Source organism: Streptomyces sp. 1331.2 (assembly GCF_900199205.1).
Taxonomy (GTDB): domain Bacteria; phylum Actinomycetota; class Actinomycetes; order Streptomycetales; family Streptomycetaceae; genus Kitasatospora.
This window is the reverse complement of record NZ_OBMJ01000001.1, coordinates 3,620,094-3,637,270: the sequence shown is the minus strand read 5'-3', so window position 1 is coordinate 3,637,270 and position 17,177 is coordinate 3,620,094. Positions and strand designations below refer to the sequence as shown.

Here is a 17,177-nt window from a genome sequence, read left to right as displayed (position 1 = left end):
GGCCTCACGCGCGTGGAGGGCGGGTCTACTCTTGACCCCAGTCCGCTACGTCGAGGGAGCACCATGTACGGGTTCATCTGGCGTCACCTTCCGGGGAACTTCCTGGTGAAGGCCGTCATCTCGGTGCTCCTCATCCTGGGGATCGTGTACCTCCTCTTCACCTACGTCTTCCCTTGGGCGGAACCGCTGCTCCCCTTCGGTGACGTCACAGTGGACGGCGGCGACGGCGCCGCTGCCGGCTGAACCGGCGGGTCCGTCACTTCCATCCAGCACCGCACCCCCCACGGAGACCACGCGCGCATGACCACGCAGCCGACCCCGCCCCGCATCCTGGTGGTGGACAACTACGACAGCTTCGTCTTCAACCTGGTCCAGTACCTGTACCAGCTCGGTGCCACCTGCGAGGTGGTGCGCAACGACGAGGTGACCGTCGAACACGCCGTCCGCCGCTCCGGGGAGGAGGGCTTCGACGGAGTGCTGCTCTCCCCCGGGCCGGGATCGCCGGAGGAGGCCGGGGTCTGCATCGAGATGGTGCACCACTGCGCGCGGATCGGGCTGCCGGTGTTCGGCGTCTGCCTGGGCCTGCAGTCGATCGCGGCCGCGTACGGCGCGGTGGTCGGCCGGGCGCCGGAGCTGCTGCACGGCAAGACCTCGCCGGTCGAGCACGAGGACGGCGGGGTGTTCGAGGGGCTGCCCTCGCCGCTGACGGCGACCCGCTACCACTCGCTCGCGGTCGAACCGTCCACCGTGCCCGAGGAGTTGGTGGTCACCGCGCGCACCGAGAGCGGGGTGATCATGGGCCTGAGGCACCGTGAACTCCTGGTCGAGGGCGTGCAGTTCCACCCCGAGTCGGTGCTCACCGAGGGCGGGCACCGGATGCTCGCCAACTGGCTCGCGGAGTGCGGCTTCCCGCAGGCCGTGGACAGGTCGGCCGGGCTCGCCCCGGTGATCGGCCGGGGCTGAGCGGCGTGACCACGCTGCGTCCGGAGGGGCGTTACCAGCCGGAGGCGGCCCCGTACGGCAGCGCGCAGCAGTACCAGGGCGTCGAGCCTTACGAAGGCCTCCAGCACGGCGCTCCCGGGCACGGGGCGCCGTACGGCGACGGGAGCGGCGGCGGCCACGGCGGTGCGCCGTACCGTCCGGAGCACCCGGGCCAGGGCGTGCCCGAGGACGCCTGGGGCGTGTACGAGCAGGCCGAGGAGCCGCCGGCGGGCGGGCCCGAGTACCCCTGGCTGCCCGACCAGACCCTCCAGCTGCGGCTGCCCGCCGCCGTCGGCGCGCAGGCCGCCGAGCCCGTCCCGCCCACCGGGGGCCGGGCCGAACGCCGGCGGGCCGCCCAGGGCCGTACCGCGATCCGCTCGGGCAGCGGACGGCGCCGGGCGAGCGGCCGGGCCGCCGGGCAGGTGCGCCCCAAGGAGTCCGTGGCCGTGGTGGCCGCGCGGCTCGTCGGCGAGCTGTGCATCACGCTCGGCGCGGTGATGCTGCTCTTCGTCGCGTACCAGCTCTGGTGGACCAACGTGCAGGCCGACGCGGCCGCCGACGGCGCCCGCAACCGGCTGGAGCAGCAGTTCGACGCGGCCCCGCCGCCCGGCCAGCCCGGGCAGCCGGCCCCGGACCCGAACAAGCCCGAGGTGTTCGAGCCGGGCAAGGGCTTCGCCATCGTCTACCTGCCCAAGCTGGGCCTGAAGTTCCCGATCGCCGAGGGCACCTCCAAGTCGGCGGTGCTCGACAAGGGTCTGGTCGGCCACTACACCGGCACCGCGATGCCGGGCGACAAGACCGGCAACTTCGCGCTGGCCGCCCACCGCAACACCCACGGCGAGCCGTTCCGGTACATCAACCAGCTCTCCAAGGGCGACAAGGTCGTGGTGGAGACCGCGGCCGGCTACTACACCTACGAGATCACCGGGGGCATCCCGGAGACCTCGCCCACCAACGTGAGCGTGATCAAGCCGGTGCCGAACGGCTCCGGGTACACCGGGCCGGGCCGGTACATCACGCTGACCACCTGCACCCCGGAGTTCACGTCGAAGTTCCGTCTCATCGTCTTTGGCAAGATGATCGAGGAGCGGCCGCGCAGCCAAGGCAAGCCGGCCGCGCTCGCGGGCGGGTAGCCGCCCGGACGCCGGGCCCGGAGGGGGAGCACCGCAGATGCAGGACGACGAGACCGCGCAGCCGGCCGAACCGGGGCAGGAGGCCTTCCCCCCGCCCGAGCAGGCCGGCGGCCGTCGTCGACGGAGCCGGGCGCTGGCCGCGCTCGGCGTCCTCGGCGAACTGCTGATCACCCTGGGCCTGGTGCTCGGCCTGTTCGTGGCCTACTCGCTGTGGTGGACCAACGTGCAGGCCGACCGCTCGGCCTCGGCCGCCGCCGACCGGCTGCGCGGCACCTGGGCGGCGGGCCCGAGCACCCCCTCGGCCGCGCCCGGCGGCACTGCCACCCCCGGTGTCCCGCCCGCGCCGAAGCAGTTCGCCGTCGGCGACGACGTCGGCTTCCTGCACGTCCCGGCGATGGGCGGGGACTACCAGGTGCTGATCCGGATGGGCACCTCCACCGAGGTCCTGGACGAGGGCGTGGCGGGGGTCTACGAGCAGCCGTACAAGGCCGCGATGCCCTGGGACGCGGCCGGGAACTTCGCGCTGGCCGCCCACCGGGACGGCCACGGCGCCAAGTTCCACGACCTGGACGCCGTGCACAAGGGCGACGCGGTCGTCGTCGAGACCAAGGACAAGTGGTACGTCTACCAGGTCGACAGCACCCTGGCGGAGACCTCCAAGTACGACACCGGCATCGTGGCGCCCGTCCCGGCGCGCTCCGGGTACGCGGGCCCCGGCCGGTACATCACCCTGACCACCTGCACGCCGGTCTACACCTCGCGCTACCGGATGGCGGTCTGGGGAAGCCTGGTGCGGGTGGACGACATGGACGCCAAGCGCACCCCGCCGCCGGAGCTGCGCCACTCCTGAGGCCGCCGGCCGGTTCGGTGCCGGAACTGCCCGAGGGCCCGCCGCATCCGCTGCGGCGGGCCCTCGGGCTACGTGCTCCGGTACGACCGGGCTCCCGGCCCCCGGTTCAGTTGAACCAGGGGAATATCGGGGGCTTAGTGGTCCCCTTTGGCGGGTGGGGTGGTGGGGTCGCCCCCTTTGGTCGGCTCGGCCGCCTTGGTGAAGAGCTGGACCTGGGTGTTCGGGTCCAGCTGGGTGCCGGCCCCGGGGTTGCTCATCATGACGATCGCGTTCGGGTCCTGCGGGCCGACCACGGTGTAGCCCAGGCCGGCCTTGGTCAGCTGGGAGATGGCGTCCGAGAGCTTGACGTTCTGCAGCGGCGGGACCGCGGGCTTGTCCGGCGCCTTGTAGATCGTCAGCGTGATCTTGCTGTTGACCGGGGCCTTGCTGCCGGCCGGGACGGACTGCTGGGCGACGGTGTTGACCTTGGTCGGGTCGTTGGTCTGCGTGGTCTTCGAGGCGTCGACCTGGAACCCGAGGCCCTGCAGCGTGTTCTGCGCGTCGTCCTTCTGGGTGCCGACCACGTTCGGGACGTCCTTCTTCGCCTTGCCCTGGGAGACCGTCAGCTTGATCGGGGCGGTCGGGTCGGTGGGCGTGTTCGGCGCCGGGTCCTGGGCGGTGACGGTGTCCTGCGCGGCGGTGTCGTCGTCCTTGTACTCGGTGGTGACGTTGCCGAAGCCGGCGTCGGCGAGCGCCTTGGTGGCCTGGTCCTTCGGCTTGCCGACCACGCCCGGCACCGGCGCCTTGGCCGGGCCGGAGGAGACCTGCACCGTGATGGTGCCGTTCTCGGCGACCTGGGTGCCGGGCGTCGGGGTCTGGGTGCAGACCTGGTCCTTCTTGATGTTCGTGTCCGGGCAGGCGAGCTTCTCGCCCTCGGTCACCACCAGCTTGGGTCCGGCCGCGGCGGCGGCCGTCTTGGCGTCGGCCAGGGTCTTGCCGACCAGGTTGGGCGCCGCGATCTTGGCGGCGTCCTTCTTGTCGTTGTTGCTGAACATCGCCTGGGCCACGAAGAAGGTGCCGACCAGGACCAGCACGGCGGCCACCGCCAGCACGATCCAGGAGGTGTTGCTCTTCTTCGGCTGGTCGTCGCCGCGCCGGCCGCCACGGCCGTAGCCGTCGTCGCTGCCGCCGTCCGCGGGTCCGGCGTAGGTCTGCCCGTAGCCGTCGTCCTGGTAGCCGCCCTGCTGCCCGTAGCCGGGCTGGGCGGAGGCCTGCGGCAGGACGGTGGTCGGGCCGCCGCCGGGCTGCTGCGGCAGCACGTTGGTCTGGCCGTACGGGTCGTGCTGCTGCGGGTAGCCGTTCTGGTCGTAGCCGTAGCCGGCCGCGCCCATGCCGTAGGCGGCCTGCTGGGCGGCGGCCACCGGCAGGCCGTCGAGGAAGCGCTCGATGTCGTCGCGCATCTCGTCGGCGCTCTGGTAGCGGTAGTCGCGTTCCTTGGCGAGCGCCTTCAGCACGATCGCGTCGATCTCGGGGCGCACCTCGGGATCGAAGACGGACGGCGGCTGCGGCTCCTCCCGGACGTGCTGGTAGGCCACCGCGACCGGCGAGTCGCCGACGAAGGGCGGGCGGACGGTCAGCAGCTCGAAGAGCAGGCAGCCGGTGGAGTAGAGGTCGGAGCGGGCGTCGACCTGCTCGCCCTTGGCCTGCTCGGGGGAGAGGTACTGGGCGGTGCCGATGACGGCCGAGGTCTGGGTCATGGTCATCCCGGCGTCACCCATCGCACGGGCGATACCGAAGTCCATCACCTTGACGTTGCCCTGCCGGGTCAGCATCACGTTGGCCGGCTTGATGTCGCGGTGCACGATCCCGGCCCGGTGCGAGTACTCCAGGGCCTGCAGGATGCCGATGGTCATCTCCAGCGCGCGCTCGGGCAGCAGCCGGCGGCCGGAGTGCAGCAGCTCGCGCAGCGTGGACCCCTCGACGTACTCCATCACGATGTACGGGATGGAGATGCCGTCGATGTAGTCCTCGCCGGTGTCGTACACGGCGACGATCGCGGGGTGGTTCAGGGATGCCGCCGACTGTGCCTCACGGCGGAACCGGGCCTGGAACGACGGATCCCGGGCCATGTCGGCCCGGAGCGTCTTCACGGCGACGGAACGGCCGAGCCGGGTGTCATGACCGAGGTACACCTCGGCCATGCCGCCGCGTCCGAGAACGCCGCCGAGCTCGTACCTGCCGCCGAGGCGACGAGGCTCTTCCATAGTTCCGACCCTCTCCCTCACCCGCCGGTGAGGTTGTGACGTAGGCGTCCCCGCACGCTCTGGACGACGCCGTGCGGTCCGCGACCGGTTCTCCGGCCGGGCCGTGCGGTGCCTCGCGGGCGGCAACGGGCACACCCGCTGCTGGCGGATACGCTACCGGTCGTACCGCATCGGACCGGAGTCAGCCGTCGGCCGATACCAGACCGGTATCCGGAGGGGGGTGCCGATCGTGACATTCCCCTCACCCGGACTCCGCTCCCTACTTGCCGAGTGCGGCCTGCATCACCGCCTTGGCGATCGGGGCCGCGAGCCGGCCGCCGCTGATGCCGTCGCGGTTCTGCGAGCCGTCCTCGACCACCACCGCGACCGCGACCGACTGGCCGTCCGAGGTCTTGGCCCAGGAGGTGAACCAGGCGAACGGCAGTCCGGCGTTGTCCTCGCCGTGCTGGGCGGTGCCGGTCTTGCCGCCGACCTGGAGGCCGGGGATCTTGGCGTTGGTGCCGGTGCCGTTCTCCACCACCGAGACCATCAGGTCCTGCATCTTCTGCGCGGTGGCCGGGCTCATCGCCTGGGAGAACTGCTTCTCGGTGTGCTTGGAGATGGTGGTCAGCGAGGCCGAGCGCTCCTGGTCGACCAGGTACGGCTGCATCAGGCTGCCGTTGTTGGCGATCGCGGCGGAGACCATGGCCATCTGGAGCGGGGTGGCGCGGGTGTCGTGCTGGCCGATCGAGTCCTGGGCGGTGCCGTCCCGGCTGACGCTGTCCGGGAAGATGCTCTTCTCGGAGCGGACCGGGGTGTCGATCGTGCTGTTGAAACCGAACTTCTCGGCCTGCGCCCGCATCTTCTCCTTGCCGAGGTCGTCGCCCATCTTGGCGAAGACCGTGTTGCAGGACTGGTCCATGCCGGACTTGACGGTGGCGTTCTCGCAGCGCTCGTTGGGGCTCTCGTTCTTCAGCTGCGTGGTGGTGTTCGGCAGGATGTACGGCTCGGGCGTCGTCGTGGGGTCGTCGATGCCCTGGTACAGGCCGTTCTCGAACGCCGCGGTCGCGGTGACCAGCTTGAAGGTCGAGCCGGGCGGATAGGTCTCCTTCAGCGCCCGGTTGAGCATCGGCTTGTTCGGGTCCGCGTTGAGGTCCGTCCAGGCCTTGGAGTCGGCGGACTCGCTGCCGGAGAAGGTGCCCGGGTCGTAGGACGGGGTGGAGACCAGCGCCAGGATCGCGCCGGTCTTCGGGTCGAGCGCGACCACCGCGCCCTTCTTGTTGCCCAGGCCGTCGTAGGCGGCCTTCTGGACCTTGGCGTTGATGGTGGTGAGGACGTCGCCGCCGCGCTTCTGCTCGCCGGTCAGCATGTCCAGGGTGTTGCGGAAGAACAGCCGGTCGTCGGTGCCGGAGAGGATGCCGTCCTCCAGGTTCTCCAGCTGGCTGGAGCCGAAGACCTGGGAGGAGTAGCCGGTGACCGGGGCGTACATCGGGCCGTCGACCCAGGAGCGCTTGTACTTGTAGCGCAGGCCGTTGACGAAGTCGGACTTCGTGACCGGCTGGCCGCCGACGACGATGTTGCCGCGCGGGTGGGCGTAGCGGTCGTACAGCTGGCGCTTGTTGTTCTTGTTGCTCGCCCAGGAGTCGGCCTGGACGCCCTGCACCCAGTTGGTGCGCACCATCAGGGCGAGTATCAGCACGAGGCAGAAGATCGAGACCCGGCGGATCGGCTTGTTCATCGGGCGGGTCCTCCCTGGCCCTCGGTGGCTGGGGCCGGTTCGACCCCCGGGCGCCGGGCGCTGTCGCTGATCTTCAGCAGGATCGCGACCAGCGCCCAGTTGGCGACCACGGACGAACCGCCCTGGGCCAGGAACGGCATGGTCATACCGGTCAGCGGGATCAGCCCGGTCACACCGCCGGCGACGACGAACACCTGCAGCGCCATCGCCGAGGCGAGGCCGACCGCGAACAGCTTGCCGAAGGGGTCACGGGCGGCGATCGCGGTGCGCAGGCCGCGCTGCACCAGCAGCGCGTACAGCAGGAAGATCGCCATCATGCCGGTCAGGCCGAGCTCCTCGCCGAAGGAGCCCAGGATGAAGTCGCTCTTGGCGGCGAAGGCGATCAGCCAGGACCGGCCCTGGCCCAGGCCGGAGCCGGTGACTCCGCCGGAGCCGAGCGCCATCAGCGACTGGCCGATCTGCTCGGTGGCGCCCTTCGGCGGGTTCGGGCCGAAGGCGGCCATCGGGTCGAGCCAGGCGTTGATGCGGATCTTCACGTGGCTGGCGGTCGAGGCGACCGCGACCGCGCCGCCGACCGACATCAGCAGGCCGAACAGGATCCAGCTGGTCCGCTCGGTGGCGACGTAGAGCATCACCACGAACAGGCCGAAGAACAGGAAGGACGTGCCCAGGTCGTTCTCGAAGATCAGGATCAGCAGGCTGAGCAGCCAGATCACGACGATCGGGCCGAGGTCACGGCCGCGCGGCAGGTACAGGCCCATGAACCGGCGGCTGGCCAGCGCCAGGGCGTCCCGCTTGACCATCAGGTAGCCGGCGAAGAACACCGTCAGGACGATCTTGGCGAACTCGCCGGGCTGGATGGAGAAGCTGCCCATCCGGATCCAGATCTTGGCGCCGAAGTCCTCCTCCCGGGACGGGAAGAAGGCCGGCGCGGCGAGCAGGACCAGGGCCACCACCATCGAGATGTAGGTGTAGCGCTGGAGCACCCGGTGGTCCTTCAGGAGGACCATCACCGCGATGAAGCCGGCGATCCCGAGCGCCGACCACATCAGCTGGTTCTCGGCCGCCGGGTAGTTGCCCCGGAGCAGCTTGCCCGCCTTGTCCAGCCGCCAGATCATCACCACCCCGAGCCCGTTCAGCAGGGTGGCGATCGGCAGCATCAGCGGGTCCGCGTACGGCGCGAAGCGGCGCACCAGCAGGTGCGCGACCAGCGCCAGGGCGCCCATGCCGAGCCCGTAGCCGAGCATCCCGGCGGGCAGCTTGGAGTCCATCGCGAGCCCGACGTTGGCGTACGCGAGGACCGGCAGCAGCACCGCGAAGACCAGCAGGGCCAACTCGGTGTTGCGCCGGTTGGGCGCCTCCTGCGGGGAGATCGTGGTGTTGCCCCGGCGGCGCGGCACGGCGCGGCCGGCCGGTGCCCGGCGCCGGGCGGACCGGCCGGTGTCTTCGCTCAGGTTGTAGCTGCTCACGTGGTGACCGCTCCCTGACGGCCGGCAAGACCGCCCGGGGCGGTCCCATGTCGGGGCACGGCCGTCACTGCTGCTTGGGGCAGGAGTTGGCCCGGCTGAGCTCGTCGTCACTCAGCGGGGGCTGGTCACCCTGCGCGCCGGCCGCCGGAGGGGTGGCGTTCGGCGTCGGGACGGACGTGCTCGGGGCGGTCGGGGTCGGGGTCGGCGTGGTGCTGGGCGTGCCGGTCGGGGCCGCCGCGGCCGGGCGGTTCCTCTCCTTGTCGCCCGGGGTGGGCGTGGAGGTCACGAACGCGGTGTGGGTGGCCTGCGTCGCCTGGGTGCCCTGCGCCGGGGCCGTCGCCTTCGCGGCCCGCTGGCAGAGCTGGACCCAGCCGTCGAGCTCCTGGATGGTCGAGTTGGCGTCGCCGATGCTGCCGACCGAGATGGTCTTGTTCACGTGCGCGCGCTGGTCCTGCGGCAGCCACTTGAGCTGGATCTTGCTGTACGAGTCGTGCACCGAGGACAGGCTCAGACCGGCCAGGTTCTGGTTGATGCCCTGGTAGACGGCGACGTGGTCGCCCTCCTCGCCGATGTAGTACTGGTCCTGCGTCCACTGGTAGCCGAAGTAGCCGGCGCCGCCGAGCAGGCCGAGCGCGACCAGGGCGGCCACCGAGATCGTCAGGCCCCTGCGCTTGCGCTTCGGGGGCTGCTCCTCGTCGAAGTCCTCGGTGCCGTAGACCGAGGGCTCGGCGGAGCCGTAGCCGTACTCGCCCTCGTAGCCCTCGGCGGGGCCGAAGCCGCCGGCTGCGGCGCCGTACTCGCCCTCGTAGCCCTCGGCCGGGCCGAAGGCGCCCTGCGGGCTGCGGCCGAGGCCGGCGGCGCGGCCGGCCGGGGTGTCCGCGATCGAGCGGTCGGCGGCGGCCGAGGACGGCGGGGCGTCGGCCACCGCGCCGACCACCACCGGGACGTCGTTGAACTGGCCGCTCATGGTGTCCGTGGCGCCGACGTCGATGACGTCCGCCACGATGCAGGTGATGTTGTCCGGACCGCCGCCGCGCAGCGCGAGCTGGATCAGCTCCTGCACGGTCTGCTCGGGCGAGTAGAAGCTGCCGAGGGTGTCCTGGAGGGTCTGGTGGCTGACCGGGCCGGAGAGGCCGTCGGAGCAGATCAGGTAGCGGTCGCCGGCCCGGACCTCGCGGATCGACAGGTCGGGCTCGACCTGGCCGCGGCCGTCCAGCGCCCGCATCAGCAGCGAGCGCTGCGGGTGGGTCTCGGCCTCCTCGGGCGTGATCCGGCCCTCGTCGACCAGGCGCTGCACCCAGGTGTGGTCCTGGGTGATCTGCACCAGCGAACCGTCCCGCAGCAGGTAGGCGCGGGAGTCGCCGACGTGCACCATGCCCATCCGCTGACCCGTCCACAGCATGGCGGTGAGCGTGCAGCCCATGCCCTCCAGCTGGGGGTCCTCCTCGACCATCTGCCGGAGCCGGTCGTTGGCGCCCTGGACGGCGTCGCCCAGCAGGGTCAGCAGGTCGGCGCCCGGCACGTCCTCGTCCAGCCGGACGATCGAGCCGAGCACCTCGGAGGAAGCGACCTCGCCGGCCGCGGCGCCGCCCATGCCGTCGGCCACGGCCAGCAGCCGCGGCCCGGCGTAGCCGGAGTCCTCGTTCCCCTCCCGGATCAGTCCCTTGTGGGAGCCGGCGGCGAAGCGCAGCACCAGGGTCATGCGACCTGTGCCCCCTCTGGGTCATGGACGGGATGCTGTCCCTCATGCGCTACTACTTCCGCAGTTCGATGACGGTCCTGCCGATACGGATCGGCATGCCCGGCTGGAGCGGGGTGGGCGCGGTCAGGCGCTGCCGGTCCAGATAGGTGCCGTTGGTGGAGCCTAGATCCTCGACCGTCCACTGCCCAGTCTGATCCGGATAGATCCTGGCATGCCGGGAGGATGCGTAGTCGTCGTCCAGCACGATGGTGGAGTCGTGCGCGCGGCCCAGCGTGATGGTCTGCCCCTGCAGCGCCACGGTGGTGCCGGCCAGCGAGCCCTGCACCACGACGAGCTGGGTCGGAGCGCCGCGACGGCGCCCGCCGCCGCCCTGGGTCTGGCCCGCCGCGGTGGCGGGGGCCGGGGCGGGCGCGGCGCGACCGGCGACCGCGGGGGCGGCGCCGCCGGCGGCCGGGGCGCTCGCGCCGCGACGGGAGGAGCGCGGGTTCACCTTGGTGCCGAAGAGGTCGCTGCGGATCACCTGGATCGCGACGATGACGAACAGCCACAGTACGGCGAGGAAGCCCAGCCGCATGACCGTGAGGGTCAGTTCTGACATGGCCGTCCCGCCAGTCGGTGAGCGAGGCGCGCGAACAATTCGGACACTACCCTTCGACCTGCCGGTAGACGATGGTGGTGGAGCCCACGACGATTCGCGAGCCGTCGCGGAGCGTAGCGCGCTGGGTGTGCTGTCCGTCCACCACGATGCCGTTGGTGGAGCCCAGGTCGAGCACCATCGAAGGGGTACCGGGCCGGATCTCCGCGTGCTTGCGGGAGACCCCGGGGTCGTCGATCCGCACGTCCGCCTCGGTCGAGCGGCCGAGCACGCAGGCCGAGCCGGTGATCTGGTGGCGGGCGCCGTTCACCTCGACCCAGCGGCGGACCGCGGCGCCGCCGTGGCCGGCGCCGGGGAAGTTGCGGACGTTGCCGGCGGCGGTCGCGGTCGCGGGCGGGCCGGGAGGCACCGCGGGGGGCGCGGCCGGCGGCGGGGGCGCGTTGTACTGGGCGGCGCCGGGCTGCTGCCACGGTGCGCCGGGGGCCGGAGCGGCCGGCGGGCGGTCGTACCCGGGCTGCTGCGGGGCGTACTGCTGGGGCTGGGGCTGGGGCTCCTCGGCCGCGAGGGTGCGGCTGCGCACCCGGTACAGGCCGGTGTCCAGGTCGTCGGCCTTCTCCAGGTTCACCTGGAGCGGGCCCATGAAGGTGTACCGCTGGGCCTCCGCGTACTCGCGGACCATGCCGGCCAGCTCGGTGCCGAGCTGCCCGGAGTAGGGGCTGAGGCGCTCGTGGTCGTGCGGGCTCAGCTCGACGATGAAGTCGTTCGGCACGACGGTGCGGTCGCGGTTCCAGATGCTCGCGTTGTTGTCGCACTCGCGCTGCAGCGCCCCGGCGATCTCCACGGGCTGGACCTCGGACTTGAACACCTTGGCGAAGGTGCCGTTGACGAGACCCTCAAGTCGCTGCTCGAACTTCTTCAGCACTCCCATGGGGCACCCCCTTCCAGGGTTCGTTCGCCTGCCTGCCGGCCGGATCCCGCCGGGAACCGGCCACGCCTACTTGCGGTACTTCCGTACTGATCGTATCCACGCCGGGCCCTTCCGTACGGTTCCCGGACCGTGTGGTGCCCGGGGGTGGGCTCGGACACACAGGGTGACGCATTTCGGGTACGGCACGCCAGGTGTGGCCGTCGGAGCGCCCGCCGGCCCTTCGCGCAGGCGTTCGTCGAGCAGCAGTTCGGGCGGGGTCGGTCCGGTCGGACAACGGATTCGGAGCCGCCCCCCAGGTCGTGCTACTGTTTTCCACGTCGGAAGGGCCGCCCGGAAGGGAGGCCGGTCCAAGGAAACGCGAAGTCCTCATGGTACCGAGCGGTTCGGAAGATCGGTCGGCAACGAGGACAACACCCATGCGCGGGTGGCGGAATAGGCAGACGCGCTGGATTCAGGTTCCAGTGCCCGAAAGGGCGTGGGGGTTCAACTCCCCCCTCGCGCACAGCGAAGCCCCGCAGATCTACGGATCTGCGGGGCTTTTTTGTTCCCTCTTGTTCCCCGTTGTTCTTCCGAGGGCCCCTTCGGCTCAGGTCGCCCGGGCCGGGAGGTCGGCGCGGACCTCGAAGCCGCCGTCCTGGGTCGGGCCGGCGGTGAGGGTGCCGCCGAGCAGCTGGGCGCGCTCGCGCAGGCCGACCAGGCCGTGGCCGCCGCCCGGGAGGGTTTCGGCCGGGCGGACCGGCGGGGCGTCGTTGCGCACCTCGACCCGCAGCCGGCGGCCCTTCGCCCGGACCCGGACGTGCACCGCCGCCTCCGGGGCGTACTTGGTGATGTTGGTGAGCGCCTCCTGCACGGTGCGGTAGGCGGCCCGTTCCACGGCCTCCGGCCACGGGCGGTCACCGGGGTGCAGTTCGGCGTCGGCGGCCAGCCCGCTCTCCTCGATCAGCCGGGGCAGGTCGGCCAGCCGGGGCTGCGGGGCGAGCGGGGCGTCCGGCAGCCCGCCGGTGCCGCGCAGCACCCCGACCATCTGGCGCAGCTCCTCCAGGGTCCGGACGGCCAGCTCGCGGATGGTGCGGGCGGTGCCGACCGCGCCCGGGTCGGCGCTGCTGACCTGGAGCGCACCGGCCTGGATGCTGATCAGGCTGACCTGGTGCGAGACCACGTCGTGCATCTCCCGGGCCAGCCGGCCGCGCTCGCTGATCAGCACCCGCTCGGCCAGCAGCCGGCTCTCCCGCTCCTGGCCGCGGGTCAGCTCGTCCAGGCGGGCGGCCAGCTCCCGGCGGGTGCGGGCGAGCAGTCCGGTGGCGGCCGGGCCGGCGGCCAGCATCATGGCCTGGATGGCGTCCAGCGCGGTGGCCCGGCTCACGTCGAGGAGGTCCGGGGGCAGTGGCCAGTGGAAGAACTCGACCAGGGTGAAGAGGACGCCGCAGGGGACCACGATCCGCGGGTTGGGGCGTTCGGCGGCCACCGTGTAGACGGCCGTTATCGGGGCCAGCCAGATCTCGTCCACCCAGCTGCCGGGCATGGTGAGCAGCAGCACCGCGACCGGGAAGCGGCGGCGCCAGAACAGGGCGACGGCGGCCAGCGTGGAGAGGGCCACCTGCCACCAGGCGGCGTCCCGGGCCACCAGGGCGGCGTCCAGCAGGGAGTACAGGACGGGCAGCAGCAGCATCAGCCAGGGGGCGGTGCACCAGGCCGGGAGCCGTCCGGACGGCAGCTGGTCGGCGGTCGTCATGCCCCGTCGCCGGGCTTGGGCCGGACCAGGCCGGCCCGGTGGGCGAGGACGGCTGCCTGGACCCGGTTGGCGGCGCCGAGCTTGCCGAGGATCGCGCTGATGTGGTCCTTGACGGTGCCGGTGCCGAGGAAGAGGCGGTCGGCGATCTCCGCGTTGGACAGGCCCTCGCCGAGCAGTGCGAGCACGTCCAGCTCCCGGCCGGTGAGGGTGCGGGCGAGCGCGGTGGCCTCGGCGTCCGGGCCGCCGCCGTCCACGTAGCCGCCGATCACGGTGCGGGTGACGGTCGGGGAGAGGATGTTTCCGCCCGCCGCGAGCACCCGGACGGCGTGCACCAGCTGCTCAGGGGCGGTGTCCTTGAGCAGGAAGCCGGTCGCCCCGGCGCGCAGCGCGGTGCCGATGTACTCGTCGGTGTCGAAGGTGGTGAGCATCGCCACGGCGGGCGGGTCGGGCAGCGCGCGCAGCCGGCGCAGCACGGAGATGCCGTCGAGGTCCGGCATCCGGATGTCGAGCAGCACCACGTGCGGGCGCAGGCGCTGGACGTGTTCCTCGGCCTGCCCGCCGGAGCAGTCGCCGACCACTTCCAGGTCGGGGGCGGAGCCGACGATCAGACCGAGGCCGGAGCGGACCAGGATCTCGTCGTCGACGATCAGCACGCGGGTCGTGGTGATGGTGCCTCCTCGGTTCTGGCGGCCGGGTGGGGGCGGTCCGCGTGGGTCGTTTCGAGGGTAGGGGTAGCCGGGTCGGCATGCCGAACGTCCGGTGGGGTCCCACCCCCGCCGTTCGGCGGGGGTGGGAATCCGCTACCCGGTTCACGTAATTCTCAGGCTCGGTGCGGAACCATGGAGTTGGCTGACTCTTTCCGGCCCGCTTCGCCACCAGGGCGGACGTCCCGGCGGGTGTCGCCGGTCAGTCCGTCGGGCCCGTGCGGGCGCCCGGCGCCGGGCCGTTCACGGATGCGCCCCACCATCTGATCGTTTGGAATTGAGCTGTGTCGTCCACTGTGAAGTCGGAGCCGTCCGCCACGTCCCCAGGGCCCCGGCCCGTCGGCGTGCTCGACCGCTGGCGCCCGAGGGCCGCCGTGGCGTCCGTCTGGTACCTGCGGCTGATCGCCTTGCTGAACGTGACCACGGTGCTGCTGGTGCCCTTCCGCGACCAGGTCAGCGAGCACAACGAGGGTGAGTACTTCACCCCGTACCTGATGACCTCGGGCCTGGCCAGTGCGGTGCTCTCGGTGTTCCTCGCGGTCGCGATGCGGCGGCGCAAGCGGGCCGCGTGGATCTTCAACGTGGCGCTCGGCGGCCTCTTCGCGCTGCTCTACCTGCTGGCCATGGCGCTGCCGGACGAGCGCTTCAACAAGCACTGGTTCAACTACGTCTCCACCGTGCTGACCTGCCTGTTCGTGCTGGCGCTGCTGGTCGGGCGCAAGGAGTTCACGTCCAAGGGCGACCGCTCCAACCCGAAGACCGCCGTGGCCACCTTCTTCGGCGGGCTGGTGTTCGGCGGCGGGGTCGGCGCGCTGCTGGTCTGGGCGACCAACGACCTGAAGGGCGCGGGCTTCTGGGACCTCTTCTGGTACTCGGTAGGCCGGATGATCACCATCACCCCGTCCGAGCACCTGCGCTCCGTGATCGCCGCCCCGACCTGGGTGAACGCCGTGATCAACGCGACGGGCGCGGTGCTCTTCCTGCTCGTGCTGTACGTGGCCTTCCGCAGCCCGCGCGGTCAGGAGCTGCTGAGCGACGAGGACGAGGCGAAGCTGCGCGTACTGCTGGACAAGCAGGGCGAGCGGGACTCGCTGGGCTACTTCGCGCTGCGCCGGGACAAGGCGGTGATCTTCTCGCCGAGCGGCAAGGCCGCGGTCACCTACCGGGTGATCGGCGGGGTCTCGCTGGCCTCGGGTGACCCGATCGGCGACCCGGAGGCGTGGCCGGGCGCGATCGACGCGTGGCTGGCGGAGGCCCGCGAGCACGCCTGGGCGCCGGCCGTGATGGGCGCCTCCGAGGAGGCCGGGGTGATCTACGCCCGGCACGGGCTGGACGCGCTGGAGCTGGGCGACGAGGCGATCGTCGAGCTGGACGAGTTCTCGCTGGACGGCCGCGCGATGCGGGTGGTCCGGCAGGCCTACAACCGGGTCAAGCGGGCCGGGTACACGGTGCGGATCCGCCGTCACGAGGAGATCTCCGAGGCGGAGATGGCCGAGCTGGTGGCCAAGGCCGACGAGTGGCGCGACGGGGCGACCGAGCGCGGCTTCTCGATGGCGCTGGGCCGGCTCGGGGACCCGGGCGACGGGCGCTGCGTGATGTTGGAGTGCCACGACGGGGACGGCGAGCTCGCGGCGCTGCTGAGTTTCGTCCCCTGGGGCCCGGACGGGCTCTCGCTGGACCTGATGCGCCGGGCCCGGGACACCGAGAACGGCCTGGTGGAGTTCATGGTGATCGAGCTCCTGCAGCGCGCCGAGGACGTGGGGCTGAAGCGCGTTTCGTTGAACTTCGCGATGTTCCGTTCCGTTTTCGAGCGCGGTTCGCGCCTGGGCGCCGGACCGGTGCTGCGGCTGTGGCGTTCCGTCCTCGGATTCTTCTCGCGCTGGTGGCAGATCGAGTCGCTGTACCGCGCGAATGCCAAGTACCGGCCGATTTGGGAGCCGCGCTACCTGCTCTTCGAGAAGAGCAGCGAGATTCCGCGGATCGGCATCGCGAGCGCGCGCGCCGAGGGCTTCATCGTCGCGCCGAGCCTGCCCGCCCTGTTCCGCCGCCGGCACGCGCGGGCCGCCGTGGTGGCGCCCCGGGTGCCGGTCGCGGCCCGGGACGGGAAGGGGTAGCCCTCCGCCGGGGGGCGGAGGGGGCCGATCGGCCGGACGGGGGGTCCGGCGGGGGGATCGCTCTCCCCCCTGAGGATGACCCTTATCCCCATCCATGCCGATGTGGCTTTGTTAAGAGGCTTCTAATGTTGAAGTAGTCGAGAGTTCGGGGATTCGGGAGAAACGGTTGTGATTCACAGGACCCACGCGGGGGGCGTGCGAAAGAGGCCGCTGGCGCTAGCCAGAACGGCCGCTGTCGCCGAGTGGGGGACGTTGTTCGCGACGGTCCGGGACACGGTGGTGCGGAAGAAGTTCGCCGCCGTTCCGCTGGCCACGGTGGCGACGTCTCTGATCCTGCTGTTCAGCATCGTCCAGCACCTGCCGGGCGGTGAGCGTTTCGTCAATCACATCGGGGTGGTGCGGGCGGCGCTTCCGCTGGACGTCTCGCTGCTGCGGACGCCGCTGTCGCTGTACGTTCCGGCGCTGGACCTGCCGGTCTGGGGGGCGCTGGCCCAGGTGTTCGTGGTCTTCGCGATCGCCGAGATCGTGCTCGGCCGGCGGATGACCCTGGTGGTGGCCTACGCCTGCACCCTGGCGGGCACGCTGTTCGCCCGGGTCGGCGTGGCGATCGGGCCGGGCCACCTGTTCGGCTTCCCGAAGTGGGTCGCCTACGTGCGGGACACCGGGCCGTCGGCCGCGGTGGTGGCGCTGGCGATCTGCATCGCGTTCCGCTGCCGGGCCTGGTTCACCGCCGGCCTGGTGGTGGCCCTGATGGTCGGCGAGGCGGTCGTGCTGCCGAACCTGGCCGGCCTGGAGCACGTGGTCGCGGTGATCACCGCGCTGCTGATCGCCGTCTCGGTCGAGGTCTTCGGGGACTTCTGGCCGCGGGTGCTGGCCGGGGTCGGCGCCGCCACCTCGGTGGCCGCGGCCGCCTCCCGGGAGGTCGCGGTGGAGGCCCGGCGGCGCCGGTCGGCGGGGGCCGTCATCCCCTGAGGGAGTTTGTCCGCCGCCTGCCGGCCGGGTGGCGGCC

General features: G+C 71.8%; 14 protein-coding genes and 1 tRNA gene. 7 read left to right on the top strand and 8 right to left on the bottom strand.

The features are described from left to right. Window positions 1-63 precede the first annotated feature (63 nt). From CRP52_RS15360 to CRP52_RS15345, 4 genes are read left to right on the top strand one after another with little or no spacing between them, the layout of a single operon-like run. Window positions 64-243: a hypothetical protein gene (locus tag CRP52_RS15360; RefSeq protein WP_097236919.1), complete on the top strand. Its 180-nt coding sequence runs from the start codon at window positions 64-66 to the stop codon at window positions 241-243. Between the two features lie 57 nt (window positions 244-300). Beyond that, window positions 301-963 (top strand): aminodeoxychorismate/anthranilate synthase component II, encoded by a 663-nt coding sequence (locus tag CRP52_RS15355; protein WP_097236918.1) that lies wholly within the window; start codon window positions 301-303, stop codon window positions 961-963. Between the two features lie 5 nt (window positions 964-968). Further along, window positions 969-2,114 (top strand): class E sortase, encoded by a 1,146-nt coding sequence (locus CRP52_RS37630; protein ID WP_143685750.1) that lies wholly within the window; start codon window positions 969-971, stop codon window positions 2,112-2,114. Between the two features lie 37 nt (window positions 2,115-2,151). Further along, window positions 2,152-2,964, top strand: coding sequence for a class E sortase (locus CRP52_RS15345; protein ID WP_097236917.1), 813 nt, complete (start codon window positions 2,152-2,154; stop codon window positions 2,962-2,964). A 134-nt stretch (window positions 2,965-3,098) separates the two neighbouring features. Here CRP52_RS15345 and pknB read toward each other — a convergent pair whose 3' ends face one another. The 6 genes from pknB to CRP52_RS15315 form a co-directional block, all read right to left on the bottom strand. After that, the gene (gene pknB / locus CRP52_RS15340) at window positions 3,099-5,207 is read right to left on the bottom strand and encodes a Stk1 family PASTA domain-containing Ser/Thr kinase (protein ID WP_097236916.1); all 2,109 of its coding nucleotides are present in this window, start codon (window positions 5,205-5,207) and stop codon (window positions 3,099-3,101) included. Window positions 5,208-5,466: 259 nt separating this feature from the next. Further along, window positions 5,467-6,924, bottom strand: coding sequence for a peptidoglycan D,D-transpeptidase FtsI family protein (locus CRP52_RS15335; protein WP_097236915.1), 1,458 nt, complete (start codon window positions 6,922-6,924; stop codon window positions 5,467-5,469). Next, the gene (locus CRP52_RS15330) at window positions 6,921-8,324 is read right to left on the bottom strand and encodes an FtsW/RodA/SpoVE family cell cycle protein (RefSeq protein ID WP_097240105.1); all 1,404 of its coding nucleotides are present in this window, start codon (window positions 8,322-8,324) and stop codon (window positions 6,921-6,923) included. Before CRP52_RS15330 ends, CRP52_RS15335 begins: the two co-directional genes overlap by 4 nt. 133 nt (window positions 8,325-8,457) lie before the next feature. Then, the gene (locus CRP52_RS39560) at window positions 8,458-10,095 is read right to left on the bottom strand and encodes a PP2C family protein-serine/threonine phosphatase (protein ID WP_097236914.1); all 1,638 of its coding nucleotides are present in this window, start codon (window positions 10,093-10,095) and stop codon (window positions 8,458-8,460) included. A gap of 52 nt (window positions 10,096-10,147) precedes the next feature. Then, on the bottom strand, window positions 10,148-10,693 hold the full coding sequence (locus CRP52_RS15320) for an FHA domain-containing protein FhaB/FipA (RefSeq protein WP_097236913.1): 546 nt from the start codon (window positions 10,691-10,693) through the stop codon (window positions 10,148-10,150). 46 nt (window positions 10,694-10,739) lie between these two features. After that, complete coding sequence (locus CRP52_RS15315; protein ID WP_097236912.1) at window positions 10,740-11,618, bottom strand: FhaA domain-containing protein; 879 nt, start codon at window positions 11,616-11,618, stop codon at window positions 10,740-10,742. A gap of 418 nt (window positions 11,619-12,036) precedes the next feature. Between CRP52_RS15315 and CRP52_RS15310 the strand changes: the two genes are divergently transcribed. Then, window positions 12,037-12,120 (top strand) — tRNA-Leu (locus CRP52_RS15310). An 84-nt stretch (window positions 12,121-12,204) separates the two neighbouring features. Here CRP52_RS15310 and CRP52_RS15305 read toward each other — a convergent pair. Then, window positions 12,205-13,350, bottom strand: coding sequence for a sensor histidine kinase (locus CRP52_RS15305; protein ID WP_097236911.1), 1,146 nt, complete (start codon window positions 13,348-13,350; stop codon window positions 12,205-12,207). Beyond that, window positions 13,347-13,997 (bottom strand): response regulator, encoded by a 651-nt coding sequence (locus CRP52_RS15300; protein ID WP_229928260.1) that lies wholly within the window; start codon window positions 13,995-13,997, stop codon window positions 13,347-13,349. The genes CRP52_RS15305 and CRP52_RS15300 overlap by 4 nt, the downstream gene beginning before the upstream one ends. A 401-nt stretch (window positions 13,998-14,398) precedes the next feature. Between CRP52_RS15300 and CRP52_RS15295 the strand changes: the two genes are divergently transcribed. Together CRP52_RS15295 and CRP52_RS38205 are read left to right on the top strand one after the other, a co-directional pair. Next, complete coding sequence (locus CRP52_RS15295) at window positions 14,399-16,168, top strand: phosphatidylglycerol lysyltransferase domain-containing protein (protein ID WP_257033070.1); 1,770 nt, start codon at window positions 14,399-14,401, stop codon at window positions 16,166-16,168. A 315-nt stretch (window positions 16,169-16,483) separates the two neighbouring features. Next, window positions 16,484-17,140, top strand: a complete 657-nt coding sequence (locus tag CRP52_RS38205; protein ID WP_179852802.1) for a hypothetical protein — start codon at window positions 16,484-16,486, stop codon at window positions 17,138-17,140. Window positions 17,141-17,177 lie beyond the last annotated feature (37 nt).

Bases quoted from the DNA above. Each gene is read 5' to 3' on its own strand.
- CRP52_RS15360 (WP_097236919.1), top strand. From the start codon at position 64: ATGTACGGGTTCATCTGGCGTCACCTTCCGGGGAACTTCCTGGTGAAG.
- CRP52_RS15355 (WP_097236918.1), top strand. From the start codon at position 301: ATGACCACGCAGCCGACCCCGCCCCGCATCCTGGTGGTGGACAACTAC.
- CRP52_RS15345 (WP_097236917.1), top strand. From the start codon at position 2,152: ATGCAGGACGACGAGACCGCGCAGCCGGCCGAACCGGGGCAGGAGGCC.
- pknB (WP_097236916.1), bottom strand. From the start codon at position 5,207: ATGGAAGAGCCTCGTCGCCTCGGCGGCAGGTACGAGCTCGGCGGCGTT.
- CRP52_RS15335 (WP_097236915.1), bottom strand. From the start codon at position 6,924: ATGAACAAGCCGATCCGCCGGGTCTCGATCTTCTGCCTCGTGCTGATA.
- CRP52_RS39560 (WP_097236914.1), bottom strand. From the start codon at position 10,095: ATGACCCTGGTGCTGCGCTTCGCCGCCGGCTCCCACAAGGGACTGATC.
- CRP52_RS15320 (WP_097236913.1), bottom strand. From the start codon at position 10,693: ATGTCAGAACTGACCCTCACGGTCATGCGGCTGGGCTTCCTCGCCGTA.
- CRP52_RS15315 (WP_097236912.1), bottom strand. From the start codon at position 11,618: ATGGGAGTGCTGAAGAAGTTCGAGCAGCGACTTGAGGGTCTCGTCAAC.
- CRP52_RS15305 (WP_097236911.1), bottom strand. From the start codon at position 13,350: ATGACGACCGCCGACCAGCTGCCGTCCGGACGGCTCCCGGCCTGGTGC.